The sequence below is a fragment of the Pseudomonas trutticola BRTCR10 genome (assembly GCF_056155105.1).
On sequence record NZ_CM149552.1, the window covers coordinates 5528415 to 5554884 of the forward strand.

The 26470-nt window shown below is 59.2% G+C and carries 19 protein-coding genes, 2 rRNA genes and 1 pseudogene (1 of these 22 running past the window's edge); 10 read left to right on the top strand and 12 right to left on the bottom strand.

What is annotated here, in order from left to right; translation table 11 throughout:
* Positions 1 to 9: 9 nt before the first annotated feature.
* The 4 genes and pseudogenes from ACVVH8_RS25080 to ACVVH8_RS25095 all read right to left on the bottom strand — a co-directional run bounded on the left by ACVVH8_RS25080 (position 10) and on the right by ACVVH8_RS25095 (position 3509).
* The gene (locus ACVVH8_RS25080; protein ID WP_103306052.1) at positions 10 to 609 is read right to left on the bottom strand and encodes a flavin reductase family protein; all 600 of its coding nucleotides are present in this window, start codon (positions 607 to 609) and stop codon (positions 10 to 12) included.
* A gap of 153 nt (positions 610 to 762) precedes the next feature.
* Positions 763 to 1371, bottom strand: a complete 609-nt coding sequence (locus ACVVH8_RS25085; protein ID WP_395602956.1) for a methyl-accepting chemotaxis protein — start codon at positions 1369 to 1371, stop codon at positions 763 to 765.
* A pseudogene (locus ACVVH8_RS25090) lies at positions 1351 to 2079 on the bottom strand (PAS domain-containing protein); the annotation flags it as partial. The pseudogene ACVVH8_RS25090 and the gene ACVVH8_RS25085, both read right to left, overlap by 21 nt.
* A 116-nt stretch (positions 2080 to 2195) precedes the next feature.
* Positions 2196 to 3509, bottom strand: coding sequence for an MFS transporter (locus tag ACVVH8_RS25095; protein ID WP_103306098.1), 1314 nt, complete (start codon positions 3507 to 3509; stop codon positions 2196 to 2198).
* Between the two features lie 310 nt (positions 3510 to 3819).
* On the opposite strand from ACVVH8_RS25095, the gene ACVVH8_RS25100 reads away from it, so the two are divergent.
* The 6 genes from ACVVH8_RS25100 to ACVVH8_RS25125 all read left to right on the top strand — a co-directional run bounded on the left by ACVVH8_RS25100 (position 3820) and on the right by ACVVH8_RS25125 (position 12705).
* Positions 3820 to 5238 carry a short-chain fatty acid transporter gene (locus ACVVH8_RS25100; RefSeq protein WP_475226907.1) on the top strand — a complete coding sequence of 473 codons (1419 nt, stop codon included), beginning with the start codon at positions 3820 to 3822 and terminating at the stop codon, positions 5236 to 5238.
* Between the two features lie 198 nt (positions 5239 to 5436).
* Positions 5437 to 7134 (top strand): molecular chaperone HscC, encoded by a 1698-nt coding sequence (locus ACVVH8_RS25105; protein ID WP_475226909.1) that lies wholly within the window; start codon positions 5437 to 5439, stop codon positions 7132 to 7134.
* An 11-nt stretch (positions 7135 to 7145) separates the two neighbouring features.
* A complete protein-coding gene (locus ACVVH8_RS25110) occupies positions 7146 to 8882 on the top strand; it encodes a J domain-containing protein (protein WP_475226912.1) in 1737 nt (578 codons plus the stop codon).
* Positions 8883 to 8980: 98 nt separating this feature from the next.
* Positions 8981 to 10675: an acid phosphatase gene (locus tag ACVVH8_RS25115; RefSeq protein ID WP_475226914.1), complete on the top strand. Its 1695-nt coding sequence runs from the start codon at positions 8981 to 8983 to the stop codon at positions 10673 to 10675.
* 120 nt (positions 10676 to 10795) lie between these two features.
* Entirely contained in the window at positions 10796 to 11998 is a 1203-nt protein-coding gene (locus ACVVH8_RS25120; RefSeq protein WP_475226918.1) for a hypothetical protein, read from the top strand.
* A gap of 182 nt (positions 11999 to 12180) precedes the next feature.
* Positions 12181 to 12705, top strand: coding sequence for an SET domain-containing protein-lysine N-methyltransferase (locus ACVVH8_RS25125; RefSeq protein WP_103306045.1), 525 nt, complete (start codon positions 12181 to 12183; stop codon positions 12703 to 12705).
* 20 nt (positions 12706 to 12725) lie between these two features.
* Here ACVVH8_RS25125 and can read toward each other — a convergent pair whose 3' ends face one another.
* Positions 12726 to 13370: a carbonate dehydratase gene (can, locus tag ACVVH8_RS25130; RefSeq protein WP_003228196.1), complete on the bottom strand. Its 645-nt coding sequence runs from the start codon at positions 13368 to 13370 to the stop codon at positions 12726 to 12728.
* A 139-nt stretch (positions 13371 to 13509) separates the two neighbouring features.
* Between can and ACVVH8_RS25135 the strand changes: the two genes are divergently transcribed.
* Positions 13510 to 13914: a serine kinase/phosphatase gene (locus ACVVH8_RS25135; protein WP_103306044.1), complete on the top strand. Its 405-nt coding sequence runs from the start codon at positions 13510 to 13512 to the stop codon at positions 13912 to 13914.
* A gap of 125 nt (positions 13915 to 14039) precedes the next feature.
* Here the strand turns inward: ACVVH8_RS25135 and rimI are convergent, their stop codons facing one another.
* Together rimI and ACVVH8_RS25145 are read right to left on the bottom strand one after the other, a co-directional pair.
* A complete protein-coding gene (rimI, locus tag ACVVH8_RS25140) occupies positions 14040 to 14492 on the bottom strand; it encodes a ribosomal protein S18-alanine N-acetyltransferase (protein WP_007961522.1) in 453 nt (150 codons plus the stop codon).
* Entirely contained in the window at positions 14485 to 15234 is a 750-nt protein-coding gene (locus ACVVH8_RS25145; protein ID WP_475231230.1) for an energy transducer TonB, read from the bottom strand. The genes rimI and ACVVH8_RS25145 overlap by 8 nt, the downstream gene beginning before the upstream one ends.
* 233 nt (positions 15235 to 15467) lie before the next feature.
* Between ACVVH8_RS25145 and mksB the strand changes: the two genes are divergently transcribed.
* The 3 genes from mksB to mksF are packed head-to-tail and all read left to right on the top strand — an operon-like array spanning position 15468 to position 20273.
* Positions 15468 to 16745, top strand: coding sequence for an Mks condensin complex protein MksB (gene mksB, locus ACVVH8_RS25150; protein WP_177431446.1), 1278 nt, complete (start codon positions 15468 to 15470; stop codon positions 16743 to 16745).
* Positions 16735 to 17436, top strand: coding sequence for an Mks condensin complex protein MksE (gene mksE / locus ACVVH8_RS25155; protein WP_053123840.1), 702 nt, complete (start codon positions 16735 to 16737; stop codon positions 17434 to 17436). The genes mksB and mksE overlap by 11 nt, the downstream gene beginning before the upstream one ends.
* Positions 17433 to 20273, top strand: coding sequence for an Mks condensin complex protein MksF (gene mksF, locus ACVVH8_RS25160; protein WP_475226920.1), 2841 nt, complete (start codon positions 17433 to 17435; stop codon positions 20271 to 20273). Before mksE ends, mksF begins: the two co-directional genes overlap by 4 nt.
* A gap of 207 nt (positions 20274 to 20480) precedes the next feature.
* On the opposite strand, the gene ACVVH8_RS25165 is transcribed toward mksF, so the two are convergent.
* The 5 genes from ACVVH8_RS25165 to ACVVH8_RS25185 all read right to left on the bottom strand — a co-directional run.
* Entirely contained in the window at positions 20481 to 22784 is a 2304-nt protein-coding gene (locus ACVVH8_RS25165; protein ID WP_475226923.1) for a PqiB family protein, read from the bottom strand.
* Positions 22777 to 23400, bottom strand: a complete 624-nt coding sequence (locus tag ACVVH8_RS25170) for a paraquat-inducible protein A (protein WP_103306039.1) — start codon at positions 23398 to 23400, stop codon at positions 22777 to 22779. The genes ACVVH8_RS25165 and ACVVH8_RS25170 overlap by 8 nt, the downstream gene beginning before the upstream one ends.
* On the bottom strand, positions 23387 to 24046 hold the full coding sequence (locus ACVVH8_RS25175) for a paraquat-inducible protein A (protein WP_315446478.1): 660 nt from the start codon (positions 24044 to 24046) through the stop codon (positions 23387 to 23389). The genes ACVVH8_RS25170 and ACVVH8_RS25175 overlap by 14 nt, the downstream gene beginning before the upstream one ends.
* Positions 24047 to 24193: 147 nt before the next feature.
* A 5S ribosomal RNA gene (gene rrf / locus ACVVH8_RS25180) occupies positions 24194 to 24309 on the bottom strand.
* A gap of 155 nt (positions 24310 to 24464) precedes the next feature.
* Positions 24465 to 26470, bottom strand: a 23S ribosomal RNA gene (locus tag ACVVH8_RS25185) (it continues 888 nt past the right edge of the window).

Consider the following 26470-nt stretch of genomic DNA (forward strand, 5'->3'; position numbering starts at 1 on the left):
CAACGAAATTCAAACATCGAGGGTCTTGCCGTCCACCGAATCGCCAATCTTCAGAAAATGCCCGCCCGCGACATGGTGCAAGGTGCGCAAACCATCATGCCCTTCGAAATGCCAGCGCCCTTCGCTGAACACACGCTCATCGGCATGGGCGGCAATGACTTCGGCGAGGAACAGGTCGTATTGCTCATGATTGCGCGGCTCCGGCAGCAAGCGGCATTCGAGCCAGGCAACGCAGCCGTTGAGCAGCGGCGCCTCGACGAGTTCACCGTTGAAGGTTTTCAACCCGTACGCCTGAAACTTGTCCTGACCCTGGCTTTGGCTGATTTCCAGGCCCGACGTATTGCCGACGGTCTGCACGATGTCGGCCTGATCGACGCACGGCACATTGAGCACGAAGGTGCCGGAGGCTTCGAGCAGTTGCCGGGTCCAGGTGGATTTGTCGAGTACGACGGCAACTTTCGGTGGTTCGAAATCCAGTGGCATCGCCCACGCGGCGGCCATGATGTTGCGCTGGCCATCATGGGCGGCGCTGACCAGAACGGTCGGCCCGTGATTGAGCAGGCGATAGGCTTTGTTCAGGGGAACCGGGCGGCGGTGAGAGTCGCTCATGGGGATCTGCTCCGGGGAAAAGGAACAGATTGTAGCGCCAACGCAAATTTGTAGGAGTGAGCCTGCTCGCGATCACGGTCTTACATTCAACATTTGTGCTGACTGATACACCGCTATCGCGAGCAGGCCCACTCCTACAAGGTTTAGTGCAGGTCAGTGGGACAGTTGATTGGCGAACTGGCCGACCGCATTCACCACTTTTTGCGCGCCATCCTGAATCTCGACGATCACCGTACCGGCCTCCGCCGCCAGCGCCAGCCCTTGCTCGGCCTGGAGCTTGCCGTCGGTCATCAGCGCCACGGCGTTACGCGCCATTTCCTGGTTCTGCCGCACGACACCTACAATCTCTTCGGTCGCCTGGCTGGTGCGTGACGCCAGTTGCCGCACTTCGTCGGCCACCACCGCAAACCCGCGGCCCTGCTCGCCTGCACGGGCGGCTTCAATCGCGGCGTTGAGCGCCAGCAGGTTGGTCTGTTCGGCAATTCCGCTGATGGTTTTGACGATGGTGCCGATCACCAGCGATTGCTCGTTCAGCGCTTCGATGCCTTCACCGGCGGCCTGCATGTGCCGCGACAAGTCGCGCATCACGTTGACCGCTTCGGTCACCACGGTAGTGCCACGCTGCGCCGTGCTGTCAGTTTGTTGCGAGGTGCTGTAGGCAATGCTGGCCGCATCGGCAACGGCTTGTTCGCGGTTGACCTGATCGGTGATCACCGTTGCGAACTTCACCACTTTGTACAGTTTGTTGTTGGCATCGACCACCGGGTTGTAGGACGCCTCCAGCCACACCGTACGACCATGACTGTCGACTCGCTTGAAGCGCTCGGCCACGAATTCGCCGTTGTTCAAGCGGCGCCAGAAGTTCTGGTACTCGGCGCTGTTGTACTCCTCGGCTGTGCAGAACATACGGTGATGTTTGCCCTTGATCTGCGCCAGGCTATAACCCATGCCACTGAGGAAGCGCTCGTTGGCGCTCAGCACGTTACCGTTGAGGTCGAACTCGATCAACGCGGTGGAACGCACCAGTGCGCCGATCAGGTTTTCGTGCTCGCGGGACGCTTCGATGGTGCGGGTCAGGTCACTGGAGAAGATCGAGATGTGCTTGATGCGTCCATCGGAAGAGCGCACAGGCTGGGCGATCGAACGCAGCCAGGCCTCTTCGCCATTACCACGCAACAGGCGCACGGCCCCGGCGAAATGCTCGCCTCGGCTCATGGCGCTCTTGAAGCGGCGGTAGAACTCGTCGGATTTGACGTGAACCGGCACGATGTCTTCAAGCGCACGGCCAATCAGGTCATGGCTCTTGTAGAGCATCTCGGTGAGGAAGTTCTGGTTGACCGACTGAATCCGTCCATCGGGTTCGAGGGTCAGCACCAGCATCTCGCTTTCCAGGCTTTCCTTCACTTGCAGAAGGCTGGAGAGTTCTTCACGAAGAGCGGCCAGCTCTTGCTTCAAGCGTTTGTTGAACATGGGAAAGCACCGATGGCAGGTAGAAAGCGGGTATGCAGCCTAACCATCGGCCTTGAAAACCATTTCTGAAGAGCACTTGAGACTCATCAGTCAAAAATAGTTCGGGCCCATTGCGCTCAAGCAGTCCCGGCCACCTGACACTGCCCCGTACGCGGCATTTTCGAACCGAAATAAGCCGCACTGAGAATACCCACCACGCCCATCACCGCGCAGAACATTACGCAGATCCACGGGCTCCATGGCATCAGACCGATCAACAAAAGCGGGGTAATACTCGCCCACGCGGCGTAGGCAATGTTGTAGGTGAAGGAGATGCCCGATACGCGAATGCGCGCCGGGAACAAACCGACCATCACCGACGGCACCGCACCGACAACACCACATGCCAGACCGGCCACGGCGTAGGCCAGACCGACCCAATCGCCGCCCATGATCAAGCAGCCGTAAAGCACAGCGATGCCCAGCGGCAGCAGCAGGCTATAGAGCATGACCGTGCGCCAGGCGCCGATGCGATCGACCAAGAGACCGGCGATCACGCAACCGATATTGAGGAAAACGATGCCCAAGGCGCTCAGGGCAAAGGTGTGGCTGGCGGTCATGCCGAAGGTTTTCTGCATCATGGTCGGGGTGATGACCACAAACACCACCACCGCCGAAGTCAGTACGCAGGTCAGCAACATTGCCGGCAACATCGCCAGCCGATGCTCGCGCAGCACCGTGCGCAGCGGCAGTTCGACCCGGGCTTCACGCTGCGCTTCCATGGCCATGAACACCGGGGTTTCACTGAGCCAGCGGCGCAGATAGACGCCGATCACGCCGAACACGCCACCCAGCAGGAACGGATAGCGCCAGGCGTAATCGAGGATTTCCGCCGGGGTGAAGACTTGCGCGAGGAACGTCGCGGTCAGCGCACCGATCAGGTAACCGAAGGTCAACCCGGCCTGCAAAAAGCCCAAGGCATAACCGCGATGCCCGGTCGGCGCGTGTTCAGCGACAAACACCCAGGCGCTCGGCACTTCACCACCGACCGCCGCACCTTGCAGGATGCGCAGCGCCAGCAATAGCAGCGGCGCGAAATAGCCGATCTGGGCATACGTCGGCATGATCCCGATCAGCAGGCACGGCAGCGCCATCATCAGGATGCTCAGGCTGAAGACTTTCTTGCGCCCGAGACGATCAGCGAAATGCGCCATCAGAATTCCGCCCAGTGGCCGCGCCAGATAACCGGTGACGAAAATTCCGAAGCTTTGCAGCAGGCGCAGCCATTCGGGCATTTCCGGCGGGAAGAACAACTGGCTGAGGGTCAGGGCGAAGAACACGAAAATGATGAAATCGTAAATCTCCAGCGCCCCGCCAAGGGCCGCAAGGCCGAGGGTCTTGTAGTCGGAGCGGCTGAACGGCGCAGGTTTGGCCGTGGTTTGGGCAGTCATGGCAAAGAACTCTGGCAGGCAAAAAACCAAGGCGCCCATGGTCTACGCAAATGGCCGGATGGACAACCCGTTAGACCATAGTCCCGGTTTTGCAAAAGCTGCTCACAAAGCATTGGCAGTTGAATTACTGTTGAGACTTGGCGAATCCCACAGTCAAAACCCTGTAGGAGTGAGCCTGCTCGCGATAGCGTTTTTACATTCAACAGGTGTATCGACTGACTCGACGCCATAGCGAGCAGGCTCACTCCTACGGGGGGATGTGTGATTCGTCCGCAAGACCACAATAACCATAAAAATCCGAGGTACTCCCGTGGCCGTTGATATCGAAGATAGCCGCTCTGCGCGCTTTGCCTTGCGCTGTTCAAGCTTTGCCGAACGCTGGTTTCCCGATTCCTGGGTATTCGCCGCGTTGGCGGTGATCATTGTCGCGTTGGCCACTTTGGCCATGGGCGCCAAACCCACCGATGCCGCGATGGCCTTCGGTGACGGGTTCTGGAGCCTGATCCCGTTCACCATGCAGATGGCTTTCGTGGTGATCGGCGGTTATGTGGTCGCCAGCTCGCCACCCGCGGTCAAACTGATTGATCGTCTGGCACGCATCCCGAAAAACGGCCGCTCCGCCGTGGCCTGGGTCGCGCTGATTTCGATGGTCGCGTCGTTGCTCAACTGGGGCCTGTCGCTGGTGTTCGGCGGTTTGCTGGTACGCGCCCTCGCCCGCCGCACCGATCTGAAAATGGATTATCGCGCCGCCGGAGCCGCTGCCTATCTGGGCCTTGGTGCGGTGTGGGCGCTGGGTCTGTCATCGTCGGCCGCGCAGTTGCAGGCCAACCCCGCCAGCCTGCCGCCGTCGATTCTGTCGATCACCGGGGTGATTCCGTTCACCGAAACGATTTTCCTCTGGCAGTCCGGCGTCATGTTGCTGGCGCTGATCGTGATCTCGATCATCATCGCCTACGCCACCGCCCCCGGGCCGAACTCCGCGCGTGATGCCAAGGCCTGCGGCATCGACCCGGCCTTCAACCTGCCGCCGCTGCAACCGCGCACGCGGCCGGGCGAATGGCTGGAACACAGTCCGCTGCTGATCATCGTGCTGGTACTGCTGGCGGCGGGATGGCTGTTCCACGAGTTCTCGACTAAACCGGCGATCACCGCGATTTCCGGGCTCAACACCTATAACTTCCTGTTCATCATGCTCGGCGCCTTGCTGCACTGGCGGCCGCGCAGTTTCCTCGATGCCGTCGCCCGCGCCGTGCCGACCACCACCGGCGTGTTGATCCAGTTCCCGCTGTACGGCTCGATCGCCGCGCTGATGACCACGGTCAAAGGCACGGACGCGCAAACCCTGGCGCACCACATCTCAACGTTCTTCGTCAGCATCGCCTCCCACGACACTTATGCACTGTTGATGGGCGTGTACTCGGCGATTCTCGGTTTCTTCATTCCATCCGGTGGCGGCAAGTGGATCATCGAAGCGCCGTACGTGATGCAGGTGGCCAACGATCTGCAATATCACCTCGGCTGGGCGGTGCAGATCTACAACGCCGCCGAGGCGCTGCCGAACCTGATTAACCCGTTCTACATGCTGCCGCTGCTCGGCGTACTCGGGCTGAAAGCGCGAGACCTGATCGGATTCTCCTTTGTGCAATTGCTGGTGCACACGCCGCTGGTGCTGCTGTTGCTGTGGGCGTTGGGGACGACGCTGGCGTATACGCCGCCAGTGATACCGTAAACCAACCCCGGGCGGCGGCCGTTTCGCCGCCCTGCTTTACCCTTCCTGATTCAAGCCATGGCGGGTTCGACATGGCTGCCCGTCGCAAATAATGGCTCAGAGCCATCATCTTTCTTTACCGCGTCACCTACTCGGTAATATTCTGCGCGCCGCCTATTTGTTTCATTTTTTTGCCGAGCACAAAGGGAGTTCGTTGTAATGATCGTAGGGATTGACCTGGGAACCACCAACAGCCTGGTCGCCGTCTGGCGTGGCGATGCCACCGAGTTGGTGCCCAATGCCCTGGGTCAGTTCCTGACACCGAGCGTTGTCGGCCTGGATGATCAGGGCCGGATTCTGGTGGGTCAGGCGGCGCGCGAGCGTCTGCACACGCATCCGCGCCTGACCGCGTCGCTGTTCAAGCGCCACATGGGCAGCGCCACGCAAACGTATCTGGCCGACAAGGCGTTTCGCCCGGAAGAGCTGTCCGCGCTGGTGCTCAAGAGTCTGAAAGAAGACGTTGAACGCGCCTATGGCGAAACCGTCACCGAAGCCGTGATCAGCGTCCCCGCCTACTTCAGCGACGCTCAACGCAAAGCCACGCGCATCGCCGGCGAACTGGCCGGGCTGAAGGTCGAGAAGCTGATCAACGAACCAACCGCCGCTGCCCTCGCCTATGGACTGCACCAGCGCGACAAGGAAACCTCGTTCCTGGTTTTCGACCTCGGTGGCGGCACGTTCGACGTATCGATCCTGGAGTTGTTCGAAGGCGTCATGGAAGTCCGTGCCAGCGCCGGTGACAACTTCCTCGGTGGCGAAGACTTCGACACGGTGCTGCTGGAGCACTTCATCAGCCAGCACCGTTCGGCCGCCGACTTCCCTGAGCGCAGCAGCGTCATCCAGCCTCTGCGTCGCGAGGCCGAACGCGTGCGCAAGGCGCTGGGCCAGGACGACAGCGCCGAATTCCGCTTGCAGCTCGGTGAGCGGCAGTGGACGCAAACCATCACCCAGCAACAGTTGGCAACGCTGTACATGCCGCTGCTCGAACGCCTGCGTGCGCCGATTGAGCGGGCGCTGCGCGATGCGCGCATCCGCGTCAGCGATCTGGACGAAATTCTGTTAGTCGGCGGCACCACGCGCATGCCGCTGGTGCGCAAACTCGCTGCCGGGCTGTTCGGCCGCTTCCCGTCGATCACCCTCGACCCGGATCAGGTCGTGGCACAGGGCGCGGCGATTCAAGCGGCACTCAAGGCTCGCGCTGCAGCGCTGGAAGAAGTGGTGCTGACCGATGTCTGCTCCTACACCCTGGGCATAGAGACCTCCACACAGGTCGGCCGTAACTATGAGAGCGGCCATTACCTGCCGATCATCGAGCGCAACAGCATCGTCCCGGTCAGTCGGGTGAAAACCGTGTACACCCTGCACGACGATCAGCAACACGTGGTCGTACGGATCTTCCAGGGCGAAAGCCGGCTGGTCAAAGATAACGTGGCACTTGGCGAACTGGACATCAAGGTGCCGAAACGCAAGGCCGGCGAAGTCGCTCTCGATGTGCGTTTCACCTACGACAACAACGGTCTGCTCGAAGCCCAGGTAAAGATTCCCCTGACCGGGCAACAGCATTCGCTGGTCATCGAGAACAACCCGGGCGTGCTCTCGCCCGAGGAGATCCAGCAACGCCTGCAGAACCTGGCACAGCTGAAAATTCATCCGCGCGAGCAGCAGGTCAACACGCTGTTGAGTGCGCGTCTGGAGCGCCTCTATCAGGAAAGCCTGGGCGATATGCGTGATCTGATGGGCGATTGGGCCAAGCAATTCCAGATCGCGCTCGACTCTCAGGATGAACGCCAGATCCGTGAAGTGCGCACCGACTTGAGCCGACGCCTGAGCGAACTTGATCGCACTCCGTGGCAATAAGGAGCCTGGCCATGGATTGCTGGTCGGTGCTGCACCTGCCCGATGACGCTGAAGCCCGCGACATCAAACGCGCCTATGCGCGTCTGCTGAAAACCTTCCGCCCCGATGAGGATGCCGAGGGTTTCCAGCGTTTGCGCGAAGCCTACGAACAAGCGTTGGCGATTGCCCGGTGGCGCCTTGAAAACGCTGAGCCTGCGGACGAAGAAGACGTCGCCGTGGCCACGGCCTCCAGCACTTTTGCCGCGCTGGCACTCGATGCTGCGCTGGCAAACAAACACAGCCACCTGCAAAACCAGCCATGGGATGTTGCCGCCCCTGAGTTTCCGCCCGTCAGCCCGGCCGCCCCGGAGCCGTTCGTGCCGCCCGAAAAGGACGAGGTTCTACGTGTCGAGCCCATGGCCGCGGACAGGCATGTAGATGCGCACGCTGTTGAAACGCAAGCCGCACAGCAACTGCTCGAAGGCCTGTCGCCAGACAACCTCGACGAGCGTTGGGATCAGGCGCAACAGCAAGGCTGCGCCAAGGCGTTCGAAAGGCTGTTACTGCAACTGTGTTTTGAACAGCCGCAGCTGCGCGCTCCGGTGCTGCACTGGGCCGTCGAGCAACTGGGATGGTTGGGGCCGTGGCAAGACGTGCTGATGAATGATCGTCAGCGTGACGGGCTCGCCGAGAGCCTGATGGCCGATTACCGAAACACCCTGCAAGCGCTGCTGGAAAGCCAGAGCGAGCGCGAATTCCTCAACGCGCTCAAACGCTACAGTGCCCAACCGTGGCTGCAGGTTTTCGATCGCCGCGAACAATGGCAGCAAACCCTGCTGCACTTGCTCAACGACAGCGAGTGGAGCGTGCCGCTGTTCGACCGAATCGGCCAACTGTTCGGCTGGGATCACAACAAAGGCCTGCACCCGCAACCGAACTGGCTTTGGGACACGTTGATCGAAAGCTGCAATCAGGAAAGCTTCTACGACAATCTGCGGACCAAGGCTGAGAGCGATCGCACCTGGGCTGCCGACGTGCAAGCGGCGCATATGCTGATCAATCCGATGAAGCCCAGACAACAGAAGAAACTCATCGACGGGTTTGGTCAGAATGAATGGCAGGCCTGCCACGATCTGTCGGAAAAACTCACGTGGCGTTTCCCGGCACTGCTCGCACGATTGCCCTACGCCGACGCCTTTTACTGGCGGCGCTTTTTTCCACGCCCCATCGCCGCCGAAACCTGGGTACGGGTGTGGGCCGCCATCGCGTTGGCGCTGAGCCTGTTCTATCTGGGTTTAGAGAACAGAACAGCCGCAAACCTTATCTTCATTCCGATGATATTTGCCTGTGTACCCGTATGGTTTTTCCGCTTTGCACTGAGTTGGTGGGTAGTGCTTACATCCCACGTGATCGTTGCGGATCTATGGCTTACCGAAGGACTGATTCCACGCCAATGGAATCCTGACACCCGCTGGCTGGTAATACGTCACGGGGTGCCACAGGTGGTCATGGTGCTGCTGTTTTCTCTGTTGCTCGGTCCGCTCGGGGCACTGACTTACGTCACAGTGATGCTGATCGGCCTGGTGCATAAACGGCGTATCGGTTCGCTCGACCCGGAACTCAGCAGCCGGCGCCCATGGCTGACAGCGCTGCATTGGGCGCATTTCAGTCCTTTGCAATTGGTGGTTCTGGTCGTCATGACGGCGATTACGGCCGCCAGCCGGCTAGGTTACTCGCTCAACTCGCTCAACTCGCTCATGCCCGGCTAGGTATACCGCGAGCCGACACACTGTCACCCAACCGTCATATTCACTTGTTAGCGTCCGCCCGAAACATACTGAAACAATTAAGCTGAACGGGCTGACAGATGAAAGACGAAACAGATGGCACTGACGCACCTGAATCCGAAACCCCCACCGACACCAGTCGCCGTCGCTTCCTCGGCGGCGTCGCGGTGCTCGGTGTCGGTGCCACGCTGGCCGGGTGTGGCAGCGCCAGCGATCAAACGGGCAAACCGGTCGAGCGCCCGCTGACGCCCGCCGAGCTGGACAAAGCCCTGCGCGATCAGGTGAAAACCGTGGTGGTGATCTACGCCGAGAACCGCAGTTTCAATAACCTGTTCGGCGATTTCCCCGGCGTCGAAAAGCCACTGTCGGCGCTCAAGCCTGACGACTATCAGCAACGCGACCGCGATGGCAGCGTGCTGCAAACCCTGCCGCCGGCCTGGGGCGGTGTGCTGCAAATCGGCCCGCAAACGCTCGATGGCGTGACCTATCCCAGCGCCACACAGTTTCAGGAAAACCTGCCCAACGCGCCATTCGCCCTCAAAGGCCCGAACGGCGAAGACTTGCCGCTCGGCCTGGTGACTCGCGATTTGTGGCACGTGTTCTATCAGAACCAGATGCAGATCAATGGCGGCAAGAACGACGGTTTTGTCGCTTGGGCCGATGCCGGAGGCCTGACCATGGGTCACTACGCGCAGAGCCGTTACTCCCTGCGGCTGTGGGACGTCGCGCAGGAGTTCGTGTTGTGCGACAACTTTTTCCAGGGCGCCTTCGGTGGCTCATTCCTCAATCACCAATACCTGATCAGCGCCACCGCGCCGTTCTACCCTGACGCTGCCAATTCGGTCGCCAAGTCGCAGATCGCCACCCTGCAAAGTGCTGATCCGGCCGACTCGCGACTCAAGCCGCTGGAACAGTCACCGGCCAGCGCCATGACCGGCCCGCCGCAATTCGGCCCGAGTGCGCTGACCCCGGACGGTTTTGGCGTCAACACCCTCGCCCCGCCCTACTGGCCCACCTGGATTCGCGACCCGGAGCGTCCGGCGTATTCCAAACCGGACCTGCCCAACGTCATGGTGCCGCAGACCCACGAACACATCGGCGACAAACTGTCGAAGAAGAACATCGATTGGGCCTGGTACGCCGGGGCATGGCAGGCAACGCTGGAGCAATACAAGGACTCCGGTGGCATTCCCAAGATTCCGAACTTTCAGTATCACCATCAGCCGTTCAACTACTTCAAGCAGCAAGGCCCGGAAAACCCGGACGAGCGCAATAAACGCCTGCGCGACGCCGGTTTGGGTGACGAGTCGAGTACCAACAGGTTTTTCGCCGACGCCGAGGCCGGCAAGCTACCGGCCGTGAGCTTCTACAAACCGCAGGGCAACCTGAACATGCACGCCGGTTACGCCGATGTCGCCTCCGGTGACCGGCATATCGTCCGTGCGCTGAAGGTACTGCGCGAAAGTCCGCAGTGGAAAAACATGGTGGTGATCGTCACGGTCGACGAAAACGGCGGCTGGTGGGACCACGTCGCGCCGCCCAAGGGCGATCGCTGGGGCCCGGGATCGCGGGTGCCGGCTTTGGTGGTGTCACCGTTTGCGCGCAAGGGCACGGTGGATCACACGATTTACGACACGGCGTCGATCCTGCGGTTGATCACCCGAGTGTTCCAGCTTGAGACCCTCAACGGCCTCAAGCAGCGTGACGAGGCGATGATAGCCCGTGGCCAGAAACCCATGGGCGATCTGACCAACGCCCTGCATTTTCGGGCCTGAGGACGCGTTCTGCGGTGTGGCGCAAAATTTCTGTGAATGACGGCTTTTCTGTGCAACACGGCTGATCCACTATGAGGCGCCCCCCGCCCCGCGGGGAACCACGCTGAAAAGGATCTGAGCATGTTCAAACTCGCAGGACTGATTCCCACAACACTGGCCCCCACAGCACTGGCACTCGCCGCGCTCACACTGAGCGCGGCCGCCCACGCCGATGTCGACTTGAAACTGGGCAGCACCGAACGCGTAACGCGCCTCTTCGCCTACCCCAACAACTGCAGCGTGATCTGCTTTCGCAACTGGACGCTGGAGCAGACCGTCGCGCATTACCTGAGCCAGAGCGTGCAACGCGACGGTTATGCCAATGCCAAAGTGCTGGTGAAAAACGATAACGACCAGCTCTACGCCGAAATCAGCGGTGTGCCGGCCGGTTACGACAAACCGCTGTCCGCGCTGCTCGATGCCGGTGATCTCGCTTACGCCGGCGCCAGCAAACTCAACGCCGACGGCAAATGGGCGTACAGCTGGTATCTGTTCCTGCCGCTGGGCATGGCCCTGGAAAATCGCAAAAGCGTCGAATTGCTGCACTTCCCGCCGGATTACTCGCTGACCCAGGCTCAGGATTATCTGCGCTCGAACACCACCGACCGGTGGGCCACGCTGTTGACGGTCAATGGCATTCCCGCCGAGCAGACCCCGGCCTATCAGACCATCATCGACATAGCGCCGATCGCCGCGCCGGCCAGCGCCGGCAGTGATCTGGAAGGCGTTTATGACTACTTCAAGGACTACCAGACCACGCTGGTCAAACAATTCAGCCAAACCTCCAGCGGCAAGACACTGCCGATGGTGGCTTTCGGCGCGCCGGTACGCAACTGGATCAAGCAGCAATACGGGCCAACGGTCAGCGTACTGGGCCTGGCGACCATCAGCCCGAGCGCGGGCGTGAACGTGCCGGTGCTGGGATCGAACCATCCGAGTTACATCTGGTACGCCGCCGACCCGAAAAGCTATACCGGCGACGATGCACAGGCCAAGGCTGACGCCGCCGGCCTGAAAGTCATGGGGCAGGATTTGAGCGCTGCCTGCTGGCAAGCCGATATGGGCAGCAGACCAGGCAGCAACGCGCAGACCACCCTCAACAACTGCACGCAGACCTGGCAAGTCACGCAAAAAGCGAAAACCTGCGAGCTGTTCTACACCTCAATCCGCAACCTGACGCCGGAACAGGCCGCCGCCAAATGCGCGACCACGCCGATCAAAGCGCAACTGCAGCAGCTGAAGGCGCCGATGCCAGACACCGCGGTGCCCGCTCCGCACCTGTAACCGCTCAAGCACCATTCCCGTGTCAGTCATCACTGACACGGGAAAGCGTCTATTTCGCCTGTCAGATCTGACAGTAGACGTGGCGATAGTTTTTACGACAGGATTGGATCCAAACATCCATGTTGCAGAACTGACAGGACGTCAGTGCAAGGAAGTCGCAGCATCTTCCAACAAGGATTGTTATGAATACCCACGCGTTTGCAGGATCCGTCCCTCACGATACCGAGGGCATTTACCCGTTCGCAGGGTTACCCGTACGGCTGGGCTTTCCCTCCTTCGCCGACTTTGAAATCCTCCACGATGAGTACGCCACCCCAACCGGGGTCGCGGCGCGCCGGGAATTTCTGCATACCAGCCGCATGTGCCGGGTGTCGGGACAACTGCTGCCCTACCGCTGTCGCCAGACCCGACAACTGCTGACCGGCATCCATATCTACGATCCACGCTTTTGTGGATTGCTCGAACACGCCTGCGACCCGAACGTGTTTCTCGACATGAGCGAACTCTGGCTGTGGGCCTTGAAAGATATCCACAGGGGTGAGCGGCTGACCATGGATTACGCCGCCACCGAAGACAAACTGCTGCGCCAGTTCGCCTGCGGTTGCGGTTCTTCGCGCTGCCGTGGGTGGATCACCGGTTACAACGAACCACCCACCCTTGAAGGTCAGCATTATCTGCAACGCTGGCGCGGCCATGGCCTGGGTTGAGCAGCGCTTTCAGACTCAGGCTACAACGCACCTACCGGACGCAAACGGTATTGCGGCGGCAATTGCTCGAAACCGCTGATGGTCGTGTTCAGGCTTTTCCAGCGGCCATCCTTGATGCCGTAGATGCAGCCGTGGATCGACAGGCTCTGCCCACGATGCCAGGCGTTCTGAATGATGCTGGTGTGCGCAACGTTGGCCACTTGCTGGACCACGTTGAGTTCGCACAGACGATCGACCTGCTCTTCTTCGGTCGGCAACTTGGCCAGTTCCTCGCGCTTTTCGTAGTACAGGTCGCGGATCGAGCGCAGCCAGCCATCGATCAGGCCGAACTGGCGGTCCTGCATCGACGCACGCACACCGCCACAACCGTAGTGACCAGTCACCAGAATGTGTTTGACCTTGAGCACGTCCACCGCGTACTGGATCACCGACAGGCAGTTGAGGTCGGTGTGCAACACCACGTTGGCGACGTTACGGTGTACGAACAGATCGCCCGGCAACATGCCGACGATTTCATTGGCCGGCACCCGTGCGTCGGAACAGCCGATCCACAGATACTCAGGCGTTTGCTGACGCGCCAGCTTGGCGAAGAAATCCGGGTCTTCCTTGGTGATCGCGTCAGCCCAACGCTCGTTGTTATCAATCAGGTCTTGTAAGTCGTGCATATGTAAGGCCTCAAGAAAGATGCGCAGCTTTGACAGACGACCGTCGGTCGGGGTCACGAAAGGATCGCAAGTGTTTTCGTTGGAATTCTCGTGTGCCGGGTGAGTCCACCTAGTAAGGCCCACACTATGAGGATTTGCCATGACTGATTCACGACGCCCTTACGATGCTGTGCAACCGGAGCCCATCGATGATAACGAAGACCGCATGGGATCGGTGCACGAGCTGGATTTCGACGACGAAGAGCCCAGCGCGAAGATTGGCGATGAGATTCCGGAGCGGGAACGCGAACAATTGATGCCCGATGAGCGCGTGCGTGAAGCCGGGCTTACCGGCGCATCGACCGCTGATCATGAACCGACCGACGATGACTTGAGCCCGGAAACCCTGATCCATGAAGATGGCGCGCGGGATGCCGAGGAGGCTGGCGAAGACAATCCGGCGGACTGGGATCTGAGCTTGGTCGATGAAGATGACATCGGCGGCGGCAATGGCCTGGATGAGGCTGAACTGGCGCGGCGCGATCCGCTGGATGGCAACCGCTGATTTGTATTGCCTGACTAGACGCCATCGCGGGCAAGCCCGCTCCCACAGGTTTTAGTGTCGTATACATCATTTGAGTACGACCCGGATCCCTGTGGGAGCGGGCTTGCCCGCGATGCTTTAACGGTTTAATCGACCAAGGTGCAGGCCATGACCACGGCGTCTTCGCGCCCGCCAACAGCCGGATAATAATCCCGGCGCCGGCCAATTTCGTTGAAGCCATAACGCTCATACAACTTGAACGCAGCTGTATTGCTGTCACGCACTTCGAGAAAGCACTCGCGAGCTTCAGCTGCATACGCCCGCGACATCAGATGCTCCAGCAACGTCAGCCCCAGCCCGCGCCCCTGATTCTCCGGTTTGACCGTGATGTTGAGCAGATGCGCCTCATCGAGAATGATCTGCACCACGCCGTGGCCGACCTGCTGCTGACCTTCGAACATCAGCCAGATCTGGTATTTGCCCAGCCCGTCGAGAAAAATCCCGCGGGTCCACGGATGGCTGTACGCCGCATATTCGATCTTCAATACAGCGTCCAGGTCCGCCTCGGTCATCGGGCGGAACGATACAGCTTCACTCATTCGATTGTTTCCAGCGCGCCATCAGCCGACGCATGGCTTGCCACACAGCGGCCTTGCGCTGTGGCTCTTCCATTAACAACTCCAGACCGGGAATGGCCCAGGCCGAGCCCAGACCTTCGATCTGCAATTCACGATTGAACGCTTCGGCGTCCGCCTCACCGGCAAAGCGCACCGCCGGCAGGCCGATCAGCCACAGGCACGCACACGGCGCCGCTTCCATCTGTACCGAAAGGAAACCCTGGACGAAGTCGCGCGCCGCCTCCGGGCCTTGATCCATGGTGCCGCGATTGAGCCAAGGCCAGCGCACCGGCTCGCCGACGATTTGTGGCGCATCCGGCAGACCGGCGGCGCGCAGCATGTCTTTAAGCAGCAGATAGGCGGGATCGCGGCTCTGGAACGGCTCGCCTGTGGGTAACTCGACCAGCAGCAGGCAACGCCCGGCACGCAGCAATTGCAGAGCGAAACGCGGTGGCGGTACGGGCACAGGCTTAGCCACAACGGGTGTCTCGTCGGCCTCTTCCACCGGTTTGGCGTTGGTTCGCGTGCTGGCCAGCGAAGGGCGCGGCACTTCGATCTTTGGCCGCTCAGCCGGACGCGCGACAGCTGCTTGTACCAGGGCTTCGGCCTGCGATGCCTGTAGCAGCGGAACCTCGATCTCGGGCTCGGGCATGTCCAGCAGCTCGGGCCGCGACGGGGCGGCGAAGGGCAATTCGGTGCGCGGCAGCCAATTGACCACCTGCATGGCGTTCAAATAGGCGCGGCGGCGAGACTCGATAAGCAAAGGTCGGCCACTTGTGGATAACTGAAAGTGCGCTGATTCTACCGCCCTTCGCTCAAGATCGCTTGCTGTTGATCGATAGCCTTGACCAATGCTCTTTACCCTGGAAAAAACAGCAGCCCGTCCCGAGAGTGAATTGCAGCCTTCGTGATGCAGTACAATCGCGGCTTTTAATCGCCAACCAGCCGGCCATTCCGATGATCGAACCCAAGCGCGTCTTGCGCGCCCTCGCTGAACACTGGGCACTTCTGGAGCCACTGTGCGAGCACTTCGACCAAGGCACCCTGAGCCTCAACGAACTGCGCACGCAACTGGCCGCCCAACAACTGGACAGCACGCCGCAGGACATCACCAGCCTGCTCGACGTGTGGATTCGCCTGGATATTCTGATTCCGGTGGCGAAAAGCCCGAACCGATTCGAGCTGAACGCGCAAATTCACGACTTCCTCGCCTACTTGCGTCGTGAGCACCGCTTGGGCCTGTGCCTGGAGATCGAAGCCTATCTGCGCCACCTCGAGCGTCTGGCGGGTTATATCCAGGACGCGTTCGACGTCCGCGACGGCCACGACCTGGCCCGTCAGTTGCGCTTGCTCGACATGCGCGTACGCGATGTTTTGAAGAAGCTCGACAATGACGAACAGGCGCTGGTGGCTGTGGCCGAACGGGCCAAGACCAGCGACCGGCAGATTCCATTGCGCCAGCGTTACGCTGAAGTGTTGGCGACCTGGGATGAATACGTCGAGCCGATGATCGATCTGGTCAACGCCGACGGCGCTTTCGAACAAGGCGTGCGCAAGGTCGAAACGGTATTGCTGAAGATGCTCAGCGAACAGCAACGCCTCGGCCATCTGGTCGATGACGACATGCTGCTGCGCACCCACGCGCGCATCCTCGAAATGCAAACCAGCGCCCAGTTGACTTTGCGTCATGCCCGCGAACTGCTGCTGCCACTGCGTGAAGAAGCGCGCCGGCATAACGCCGTGACCCGTGGTGCCGCGCTGGCGCTGGCGGCGATTCGCCGCAAAGGCATTGATGCCGTGCCGCAAGCGGCGATGCCGCTGTTTACCCGCCCGCAGAGCACCTTCCTCGGCAGCGCCAGTCAGGTCGAAGCCTACGTCTACGCTTTGGCGCGTTTCGAGCCGAAACCGGCGCGATTCCCCAAGGCGCACAAGACGCAGAAAGGCGAAGCACCGCGTGCGCCACGCACCGTGCGCGAGATGGTCGACCGTTGCGAAGAAGCCCTGCCGATGCCGGACCTGATGACCTGGCTGCTGGAACAGGAACCGGACGGCGCCACCGACGAATTGCTTTACTGGTTCTCGCGCCTGTCGCGGGAAAAACGTTTCAAGCGCGAGCGTCTGGAACGCCGCGAATACCACACTCACGAGCACCAGGTCAGCCTGCGCTCCTTCGCCCTGCTCTCGGCCAGCGACACCGCCGCCGAGGATTCTGCGAGCATCCCACATGCATCTTGATCTTTCCGAACTGTCGCAACTCGCGCCGATTTTCCGCGAGTTGTTCAAGGGCTACCACGTCAGCCGCCGCGACCCGGAGCTGTACGCGCAACTGTCGAACTTCCAGGATCAGTACCGCACGCTGTTCAAGGCGCTGGGTTTTGAATTGGTCTGCGACACCCGTGGCTTTTACTACTTCGTGCCGGACATGGCCGCTGCGGCGGTGAACAAGACTGCCCAGCGTCTGGCGCTGTTCACTTTCATCCTCGTCGAGCATCTGGCTGATCAGGGCCGCGACCCGATCGCCGTGCTCGATGGCGGTAGCCTCGGCCGCGAAGAGTTGCCATCGCTGTTGGAGAAATACCGCGACCTGTTTATTCAGGCTGAAGTGCAAACGGTTGAAGAACTCGAAGAAAAGATCATGCGCCGCATGACTCAACTGGGTTTCGCTGGCGAAGAAAACGGCGTTTACCGTTTCCTGCCGCCGATGCACCGCTTCCTCGACGTGTGCCTGTCGGTGCAGCAAGACCGCGATCTGGCGGCCAGCGTGCACAGCGTATTGCCACTGCCGGCGCCGGTGCTGATCGACGAAGCAGCCGAAGCGAAATTCCTCGAAACCGACGATCCGCTCGATCTCAGCGAATTTGACGAAGAAAGCGAAGAAGACGCTCTGGCCCGCGCCATTGCCGAAGAACAGGAGTCCGACGCATGAGCCAGGAACGCTACGGCATCCGCCGCTTTGCCCTTTTGAACACTGCCGGTTACAGCCTCGGTCTGTTCCCGCTGGAAGAACCGTTGTCGGTTTACGGCGCGAATAACCTCGGTAAATCGGCGTCGATCAACGCCTTGCAGTTCCCGATTCTGGCGCGCATGTCGGACATGAGTTTCGGCAAGTACAGCCTCGAACAATCGCGGCGCTTCTACTTCGCCTCCGACACCAGCTACATCCTTGTCGAAGTGAACCTGCCGCACGGCCCACACGTGATTGGCGTGGTCGGTCGCGGCCCGGGTGGTGGTTTCGGTCACCAGTTCTTCGCCTATGCCGGCAAGCTCGACCTGGCCCATTACCAGAAGAACGACACCTGCCTGCGCCAGAAAGAGCTGTTCAGCAACCTTGAGAAAGAAGGCCTGAAAGCCTACGAACTGAAGCCTGATGAACTGCGTCGATTGCTGGTTGGCGGTCACACGTCGATCCCGCTGGACCTGACGCTGATCCCGCTGCGCTCCACCAGCGAGCAGAGCCTGAAAACGTTCCGCGCACTGTTCATCAACCTGCTGCACATGCGCGAAATCACTGCGGCCAAGCTCAAGCAATTGTTCCTCGATGCTTTCGAACACAGCCTGCGTTCCGGCAGCGTCAATTACATCGCCGCGTGCGAAGAAGCCTTCCGCGATGTGCGTCGGATGGAGCAGGACTACAACTCGCTGGTCGCTGCCGGTCCATTGGTTGAAGCCTTGGCCAACGGCGTGAAACAGCGCGACGTACTGCGCGGCAAACTGCATCGCCTGTCGCCGCTGCTCGATTCCTTGCTCGGCACCTGGTCGGACTACGCCAGTGCGCGCAAGGAAGAACTGACAATTCAGGCGGACCACTACCGCGGCGAGCAGGACAGCCTGCAAAACGATCAACGCGGGGGCACTCAGGAGTTGATGCGTCTGGAGCGGGAAATTTCCGGCATCCAGCGCTGGCTCGGCGAGTTATCGGTGCTGAAGAACCGCTTCGCGCTGGTCGACGACGTCAAAGTGCTGGAGCAACAATTGCTCGCGGCCAAAGATGCCCACGACGAACTGGCCGGTGCGCTGGCGCAATCGCGTCAGTTCAGTGCGGAGGATCTGGAAGAGCGCCTGCGCGATCTGGAAAAACGCCTGAAGTCGGTCAAGCAGCAACTCGATCACGCTGACAACAACAGCTACGCCCGTCTGCGCGAAGAGTTTTCGCAACAGGACGTTGAACGTTTGATGCGCCTGTTCAACAGTGCGCTGTTCAGCCTGCCGCTGGGCGAACATGGCATTACCCTCGACGAGGATGGCGAGTGGGTCAAATCGGTCGAGCTGATTCTGGATGGCTTCAAGGGCGAACGTTTCGAAGTGCCGGGCCTGTCGATCGACATCTCGCACATCGAGCCGCCGGCTCTGCAAGCGCTGGCCGACCGTGCCGCATTGCGTGATCAGAAAGAGCGTCTGGAAAAAGAACTCAAGCAACTGAAAACCCAGCAAGCCGTGGCTGCCGACCGTGCCGCGAGCAAGACCCAGACCGAAGCGCTGTACCAGCAGGTGCTGGATGCGCAGAAAGCTCTGGAAGACTTCCGCCGCACGCAGACTCTGAGCGCCGAAGAAGGCGACAAGCTCGAACAACTGGCGCAGATGGAAGCGGCGCAGGACGAACTCAAACGTTCCAGCGATGCGTTCACCGAGCGCGTCCAGCAACTGTCGGCCAAGCTGCAACTGGTCGGCCGGCAAATTGCCGACATGGAAGCCAAGCAACGCACCCTCGACGATGCCCTGCGTCGTCGTCAGCTGTTGCCGGCAGACCTGCCGTTCGGTACGCCGTTCATGGATCCGGTCGACGATTCGATGGACAACCTGCTGCCGCTGCTCAACGATTATCAGGACAGTTGGCAGGGTCTGCTGCGTGCCGATGGCCAGATCGAAGCGCTGTACGCGCAGGTGCGCCTCAAAGGCGTGGCCAAGTTCGACAGCGAAGACGATATGGAGCGCCGTCTGTCACTGCTGATCAACGCTTACGCGCACCGTACCGACGAAGCGCTGACGCTGGGCAAGGCCCGCCGCGCGGCCGTCACCGACATCGCCCGCACCCTGCGCAATATCCGTAGCGACTACGACAGCCTCGAGCATCAACTGGCGCTGTTCAACCGCGAGATCAACAAGCGTCAGGTGTCCAACCTGCAGAGCTTCCGCATCGTCCTCGCGCCGAACAAGGAAGCGCTCAAGCACATCGACCAGATCATCCACAGCGCCGGTCAGTACGAAGAAGGCGAAACCCTGTCGGTGTTCGACCTCAGCCAAAGCGCCGAGCAGGACAACAAGAACGAAGAGGCCAAGGAATATCTGGCACGGCTGGTGGCGGCGAACCACAACCAGCTCGGTCTCAAGGACTTGTTCGAACTGGCATTTGAGATCACCAAGGTCAACGGTCAGCCGGTTATCCACACCGACATCGACGGCGCGGCGTCCAACGGTACGACGATGACCATCAAGGCGCTGACCAACATGTACTTGTTGCTGCACTTGATGGACCGCGATCTGGCCGGCCGTGTGCGCCTGCCGTACTACCTCGACGAGGCGGCGGATATCGACGAGAAGAACCAGGCTGCGTTGCTGGAAACCAGTCTGCAACTGGGCTTCGTGCCGATTCTGGCAAGTGTGAAGCCACAGGTCTGCGCCAGTGTCGCCATCGACCTGGAGGGCGGCAGTGGCCCGGCGGGAATCTACATCGACGAGGCGGACTGGAAATACATCCGCCGCCATGATGTGGTGAAGGCGACCGTCAATGTGGAAGCGGATGAGCCGGAGCTGGATGAGGTTTGATCGGCTTTAGCTGAAGACAAAAAAGGGCCGCGATCTGATGGGATCGCGGCCCTTTTTTATGGCTTGAGGTTTGTGTTGATTTTCAGGGCCTCATCGCTGGCAAGCCAGCTCCCACAGGTTTTGCGTAGTACACAAATTCTGTGTGCGCCACTGATCACTGTGGGAGCTGGCTTGCCAGCGATGGCATCCTTACGGACACCGCAGGATCTACTTACCGAGCGGAATCTTCGGCGCCCAGGTCAGCCACTCATCTTCAAACTTGTCGAACAACGGGAATGTCTGCTCGGCCCGCGCCGGGTTGCCCATGCGCTCGCCATCTGGCGTAGCGAAAGCAATACCGCCCTGAATCGCCGTTTCCAGCGACTCCGTGCGTACGGTCAAACCGTTGAACAAGCCGATGTCGAAACCGACACCGCTGGTATTCCAGAAACGGCTGCCGCTGCGCACCAGAGGTGCGTACTTCGGCTCGATCAGAATGTGCACCAGTACCCGGTCGGCAGTCTGACCCAGTTCATAACCGGTGACCTTGCCCACGGTGATTTCACGGTAAGTCACCGGCACGCCCGGTTTCAGCGAGCCGCGACGGGCAGCGCTCAAGACCAGACTCAACCCCGCCTCTTGCTTGGTCACTTCCGGCGCATTGGCCAAGGCTACGAAGTTCTTCTGTGGGCCAAGATTCTTCGCCGTCGGTTGCACTTCGACGTATTGCCCGGTCACCAGCGTTTCCAGGTTCGACGTCTTCATCAAACCCAACTCCGGCTTGACCACCCAGAACTGGCTGCCAACGCGGGCAATCTTCTCCGGCACTTCAGTGATGCGCGCGGTGAGCAAGACAGATTGCATGTCGTCCGCCAGATCAACACTTTCGATCTTGCCGACATCCAGGCCTTTGAAGCGCACCGGGGTACCGCTGCGCAAACCATCAGCGCGATCAACCTTGATCGTCACCACTGTGCCTTTGCGATCGGCTTCGTCATGGTTGGCGAACAAGCGGAAGCGCGGAATACGTTTGCGCAATGGCGCATTGGCTTGCGGCGTTTCGAAGGCGATACCGCCGGCCATCAGCGTTTGCAGCGATTCGCTCTTCACCTGAATGCCGCCAGTCAAACCACCGGTCAGCGTGATACCGCTGACATTCCAGAAACGGGTCGAAGCGTTGACCAGGTTTTCGTATTCCTTATCGATGTGCACGCCGATGACCAATTGCTTCTTGGTCTTGGAGAACTGGTAGCTCTGCACCGAACCGACCTTGACCTGTTTGTACAGAATCGGACTGCCCACATCGATCGAGCCAAGGACATCGGTGAACAGCACCAGGTGCAAGCCCGGCGAGCGCAGATCCAGCGGCGGCGCTTTGGGTCGGGCCTCGAATTCGCGTTTCGGTGCTGCACCTTTGTCGCCCGGGCGTACAGCGATGTAGTTACCCTTCACCAAGGCTTCCAGTCCAGTGATACCGGCCAGGGAAATCGACGGCTTGACCACCCAGAACTGCGTGCCATCGACCAGATAGTCCTCAGCCAATGGATCAAGGGTGAGCTCGGCGGTGGCGCTGTTCAGGTCAGGATCGACTTTCAGCGCTTTCATGTTGCCGACTTGAATGCCTTTGTACATCACCGGGGTGCGCCCGGCCTGTAGCCCTTCAAAGTCACTGAGTTTGACCTTCACGCGAATACCGGCGGCGGCGGCGTCGAAGTCTTCGTAGAGACGGAACGGCAGGCTTGGATCGGTCGGTGGACTGTCCTTGCGGTTCTCCGGCGTGGCGAAAGCGATACCGCCGGCGACAATACTGGCGAGCGACTCGCTGCGCACTTTTACGCCGGACAGGTTGGCATCGATGCTGATGCCGCTGGCATTCCAGAATCGCGTGTGTTTGCGCACCAGTTTGGCGTAGGTCGGCTCGATGAACACTTTGAGCTCAACGGTGCTCTGGTCTTCCGAAAGCACGTAGCTTTTGATCTGGCCAACCTTGATCTGCTTGTAGAACACCGGACTGCCCCGATTCAGCGAACCGAGACGATCAGCCTTGATCGTCAAGTGCAAACCAGGTTTGGAGTCCGACAGCGGCGGTTCTTCGGCCAGCGCCTTGAACTTGCGCGTCGGCTCGCCTTCGCCGGGGCTGATGGCTACGTAGTTGCCCGAAACCAGAGTTTCCAGCCCGGTAATACCGGCCAGGGTGACGCTCGGTTTGACCAGCCAGAAACGCGTGCTGGTCTTGAGGTATTGCTCGACATCTTTATTCATCTCGACGGTGGCGATCACTCCCTTGGAATTGCCCTCATCGTCGAGCTTGAGCGCTTTGACCTTACCGACCGACATGCCTTTGTACATGACCTCGGTCTTGTTGGCCTGGATGCCTTCGCCGCTTTCGAAGCGCACCTGGATCTCGATGCCGGTTTCGGAGTAGGCACGCCAGCCGAGCCAGCCACCGATGATCAGTGCGATCAACGGCAGTACCCAAATGGCAGACCAGTTCGAGGCCGGTCGGGTTTTCGCTACAGGCAAATCAGTCATGGTCGTCGTCCGACTCCGTGTTATCCCAAATCAGTCGGGGATCGAAAGTTACTGCGGCAAGCATCGTCAGAATCACCACAGTGGCGAAGGCGATGGCGCCAAGATTGGCTTCGACACTGGCAAGCCGGCCGAAGTTGACGACCGCCACCAGAATGGCGATCACAAATATATCGAGCATCGACCAACGGCCGATGAACTCGATAAAACGGTACATCCAGATGCGTTGACGCGCAGACAGCGGCTGGCGTCGTTGTACCGAGAACAGCAACAGCGCGATACCGACCAGTTTGAAGGTCGGCACCAGAATACTGGCGATGAACACCACGGCGGCAATCGGAATCATCCCGTGCTGCACCAGTTGAATCACCCCGGACATGATGGTGCTCGGATCACCCTGCCCCAAAGAACTGACAGTCATGATCGGCAGGACGTTGGCCGGAATGTAGATAATTGCCGCGGTAATCAGCAAAGCCCAGGTTCGGGTCAGACTGTTTGGGCGGCGCGGGTGAACGAGAGCCCCACAGCGGGTGCAGGTTTGTTCGTCGCTGCCCTCTTCCTGCCTGTTCAATTCGTGGCATTCAGTACAAATCAAAATGCCCGCATCAATCGCCCGCATGAGCATCCTCTCCCGATAATGCCTGCCAGATCTGATGCGGTGACATCACCACTTCCAGCCAGACCTGGACCAACAACAAACCGATGAAACACACCAGGCCGAGGCCGACGGTGATGGCCGCCATGTCCGCCAGTTTGACGATCGCCACCAGCACGCCCATGAGGTAGACCTCGAGCATCCCCCAATCTCTGAGGTGGTGGTAAATGCGGTAGAGCAACAGACCATAGCTGCGGCCGACATTGAAGCGAATTGTCAGTAAAACGAACAACTGGCAGAGCAACTTGAGCAGCGGTATCGCCATGCTGCACAGGAATACGACGATCGAAACGCCCTGCATGTCAGTGTTGAACAGACCGAGCACGCCGCTCCAGACCGTATCCTGCGAAGATTGTCCGAGAATATTGAGCTGCATGATTGGTAAAAAGTTTGCCGGGATGTACAACAGCAATGCGGCGATGACCAGGGCAAGGCTGCGCTGCACCACATTATGGCGATGGGCATACAACTCGTAACCGCAGCGTGGGCAGAGGGCTTTTTCGCCATGAGCAAGTATTGGTTTGCGCATCAGCAGGTCGCACTCGTGACAGGCCACCAAGTCTTCCAGCGGTAAATCTGACAGCCCTTGGGCGCCAACCGGATCTGACATAAAGGCTCTGACTCCGAAAAAGGTGGGGCTATTCTAGTGTTCTGATTCGAAAATAACTGTGCAAATTTGTCCGCTGTCGCGAGTAAAACTTTTCTACGGGCAAAACAAAACCCCAACTGCTTTCGCAATTGGGGTTTCGGAATTTAATCTTGACGATGACCTACTCTCACATGGGGAAACCCCACACTACCATCGGCGATGCATCGTTTCACTTCTGAGTTCGGGATGGGATCAGGTGGTTCCAACGCTCTATGGTCGTCAAGAAATTCGGGTACTGAGTCGTGGCCAGATGGCCTCGCTTCAGCAAATTGGGTATGTGACAGCTGTCGGTGTTTGTGAACATCGAACTTTCGGTTCGTTTCGTCTTCACACACCGCAATCTGGTCTCTTTCGAGTCTACAGATTGCTTGGGTGTTATATGGTCAAGCCTCACGGGCAATTAGTATTGGTTAGCTCAACGCCTCACAGCGCTTACACACCCAACCTATCAACGTCGTAGTCTTCGACGGCCCTTCAGGGAACTCAAGGTTCCAGTGAGATCTCATCTTGAGGCAAGTTTCCCGCTTAGATGCTTTCAGCGGTTATCTTTCCCGAACATAGCTACCCGGCAATGCCACTGGCGTGACAACCGGAACACCAGAGGTTCGTCCACTCCGGTCCTCTCGTACTAGGAGCAGCCCCTCTCAAATCTCAAACGTCCACGGCAGATAGGGACCGAACTGTCTCACGACGTTCTAAACCCAGCTCGCGTACCACTTTAAATGGCGAACAGCCATACCCTTGGGACCGGCTTCAGCCCCAGGATGTGATGAGCCGACATCGAGGTGCCAAACACCGCCGTCGATATGAACTCTTGGGCGGTATCAGCCTGTTATCCCCGGAGTACCTTTTATCCGTTGAGCGATGGCCCTTCCATACAGAACCACCGGATCACTAAGACCTACTTTCGTACCTGCTCGACGTGTCTGTCTCGCAGTCAAGCGCGCTTTTGCCTTTATACTCTACGACCGATTTCCGACCGGTCTGAGCGCACCTTCGTACTCCTCCGTTACTCTTTAGGAGGAGACCGCCCCAGTCAAACTACCCACCATACACTGTCCTCGATCCGGATAACGGACCTGAGTTAGAACCTCAAAGTTGCCAGGGTGGTATTTCAAGGATGGCTCCACGCGAACTGGCGTCCACGCTTCAAAGCCTCCCACCTATCCTACACAAGCAAATTCAAAGTCCAGTGCAAAGCTATAGTAAAGGTTCACGGGGTCTTTCCGTCTAGCCGCGGATACACTGCATCTTCACAGCGATTTCAATTTCACTGAGTCTCGGGTGGAGACAGCGCCGCCATCGTTACGCCATTCGTGCAGGTCGGAACTTACCCGACAAGGAATTTCGCTACCTTAGGACCGTTATAGTTACGGCCGCCGTTTACCGGGGCTTCGATCAAGAGCTTCGCGTTAGCTAACCCCATCAATTAACCTTCCGGCACCGGGCAGGCGTCACACCCTATACGTCCACTTTCGTGTTTGCAGAGTGCTGTGTTTTTAATAAACAGTCGCAGCGGCCTGGTATCTTCGACCGGCATGAGCTTACGGAGCAAGTCCTTCACCCTCACCGGCGCACCTTCTCCCGAAGTTACGGTGCCATTTTGCCTAGTTCCTTCACCCGAGTTCTCTCAAGCGCCTTGGTATTCTCTACCCAACCACCTGTGTCGGTTTGGGGTACGGTTCCTGGTTACCTGAAGCTTAGAAGCTTTTCTTGGAAGCATGGCATCAACCACTTCGTCATCTAAAAGATAACTCGTCATCAGCTCTCGGCCTTAAGATCCCGGATTTACCTAAGATCTCAGCCTACCACCTTAAACTTGGACAACCAACGCCAAGCTGGCCTAGCCTTCTCCGTCCCTCCATCGCAATAACCAGAAGTACAGGAATATTAACCTGTTTTCCATCGACTACGCTTTTCAGCCTCGCCTTAGGGACCGACTAACCCTGCGTCGATTAACGTTGCGCAGGAAACCTTGGTCTTTCGGCGTGGGTGTTTTTCACACCCATTGTCGTTACTCATGTCAGCATTCGCACTTCTGATACCTCCAGCAAGCTTCTCAACTCACCTTCACAGGCTTACAGAACGCTCCTCTACCGCATCATCCGAAGATGATACCCGTAGCTTCGGTGTATGGTTTGAGCCCCGTTACATCTTCCGCGCAGGCCGACTCGACTAGTGAGCTATTACGCTTTCTTTAAAGGGTGGCTGCTTCTAAGCCAACCTCCTAGCTGTCTAAGCCTTCCCACATCGTTTCCCACTTAACCATAACTTTGGGACCTTAGCTGACGGTCTGGGTTGTTTCCCTTTTCACGACGGACGTTAGCACCCGCCGTGTGTCTCCCATGCTCGGCACTTGTAGGTATTCGGAGTTTGCATCGGTTT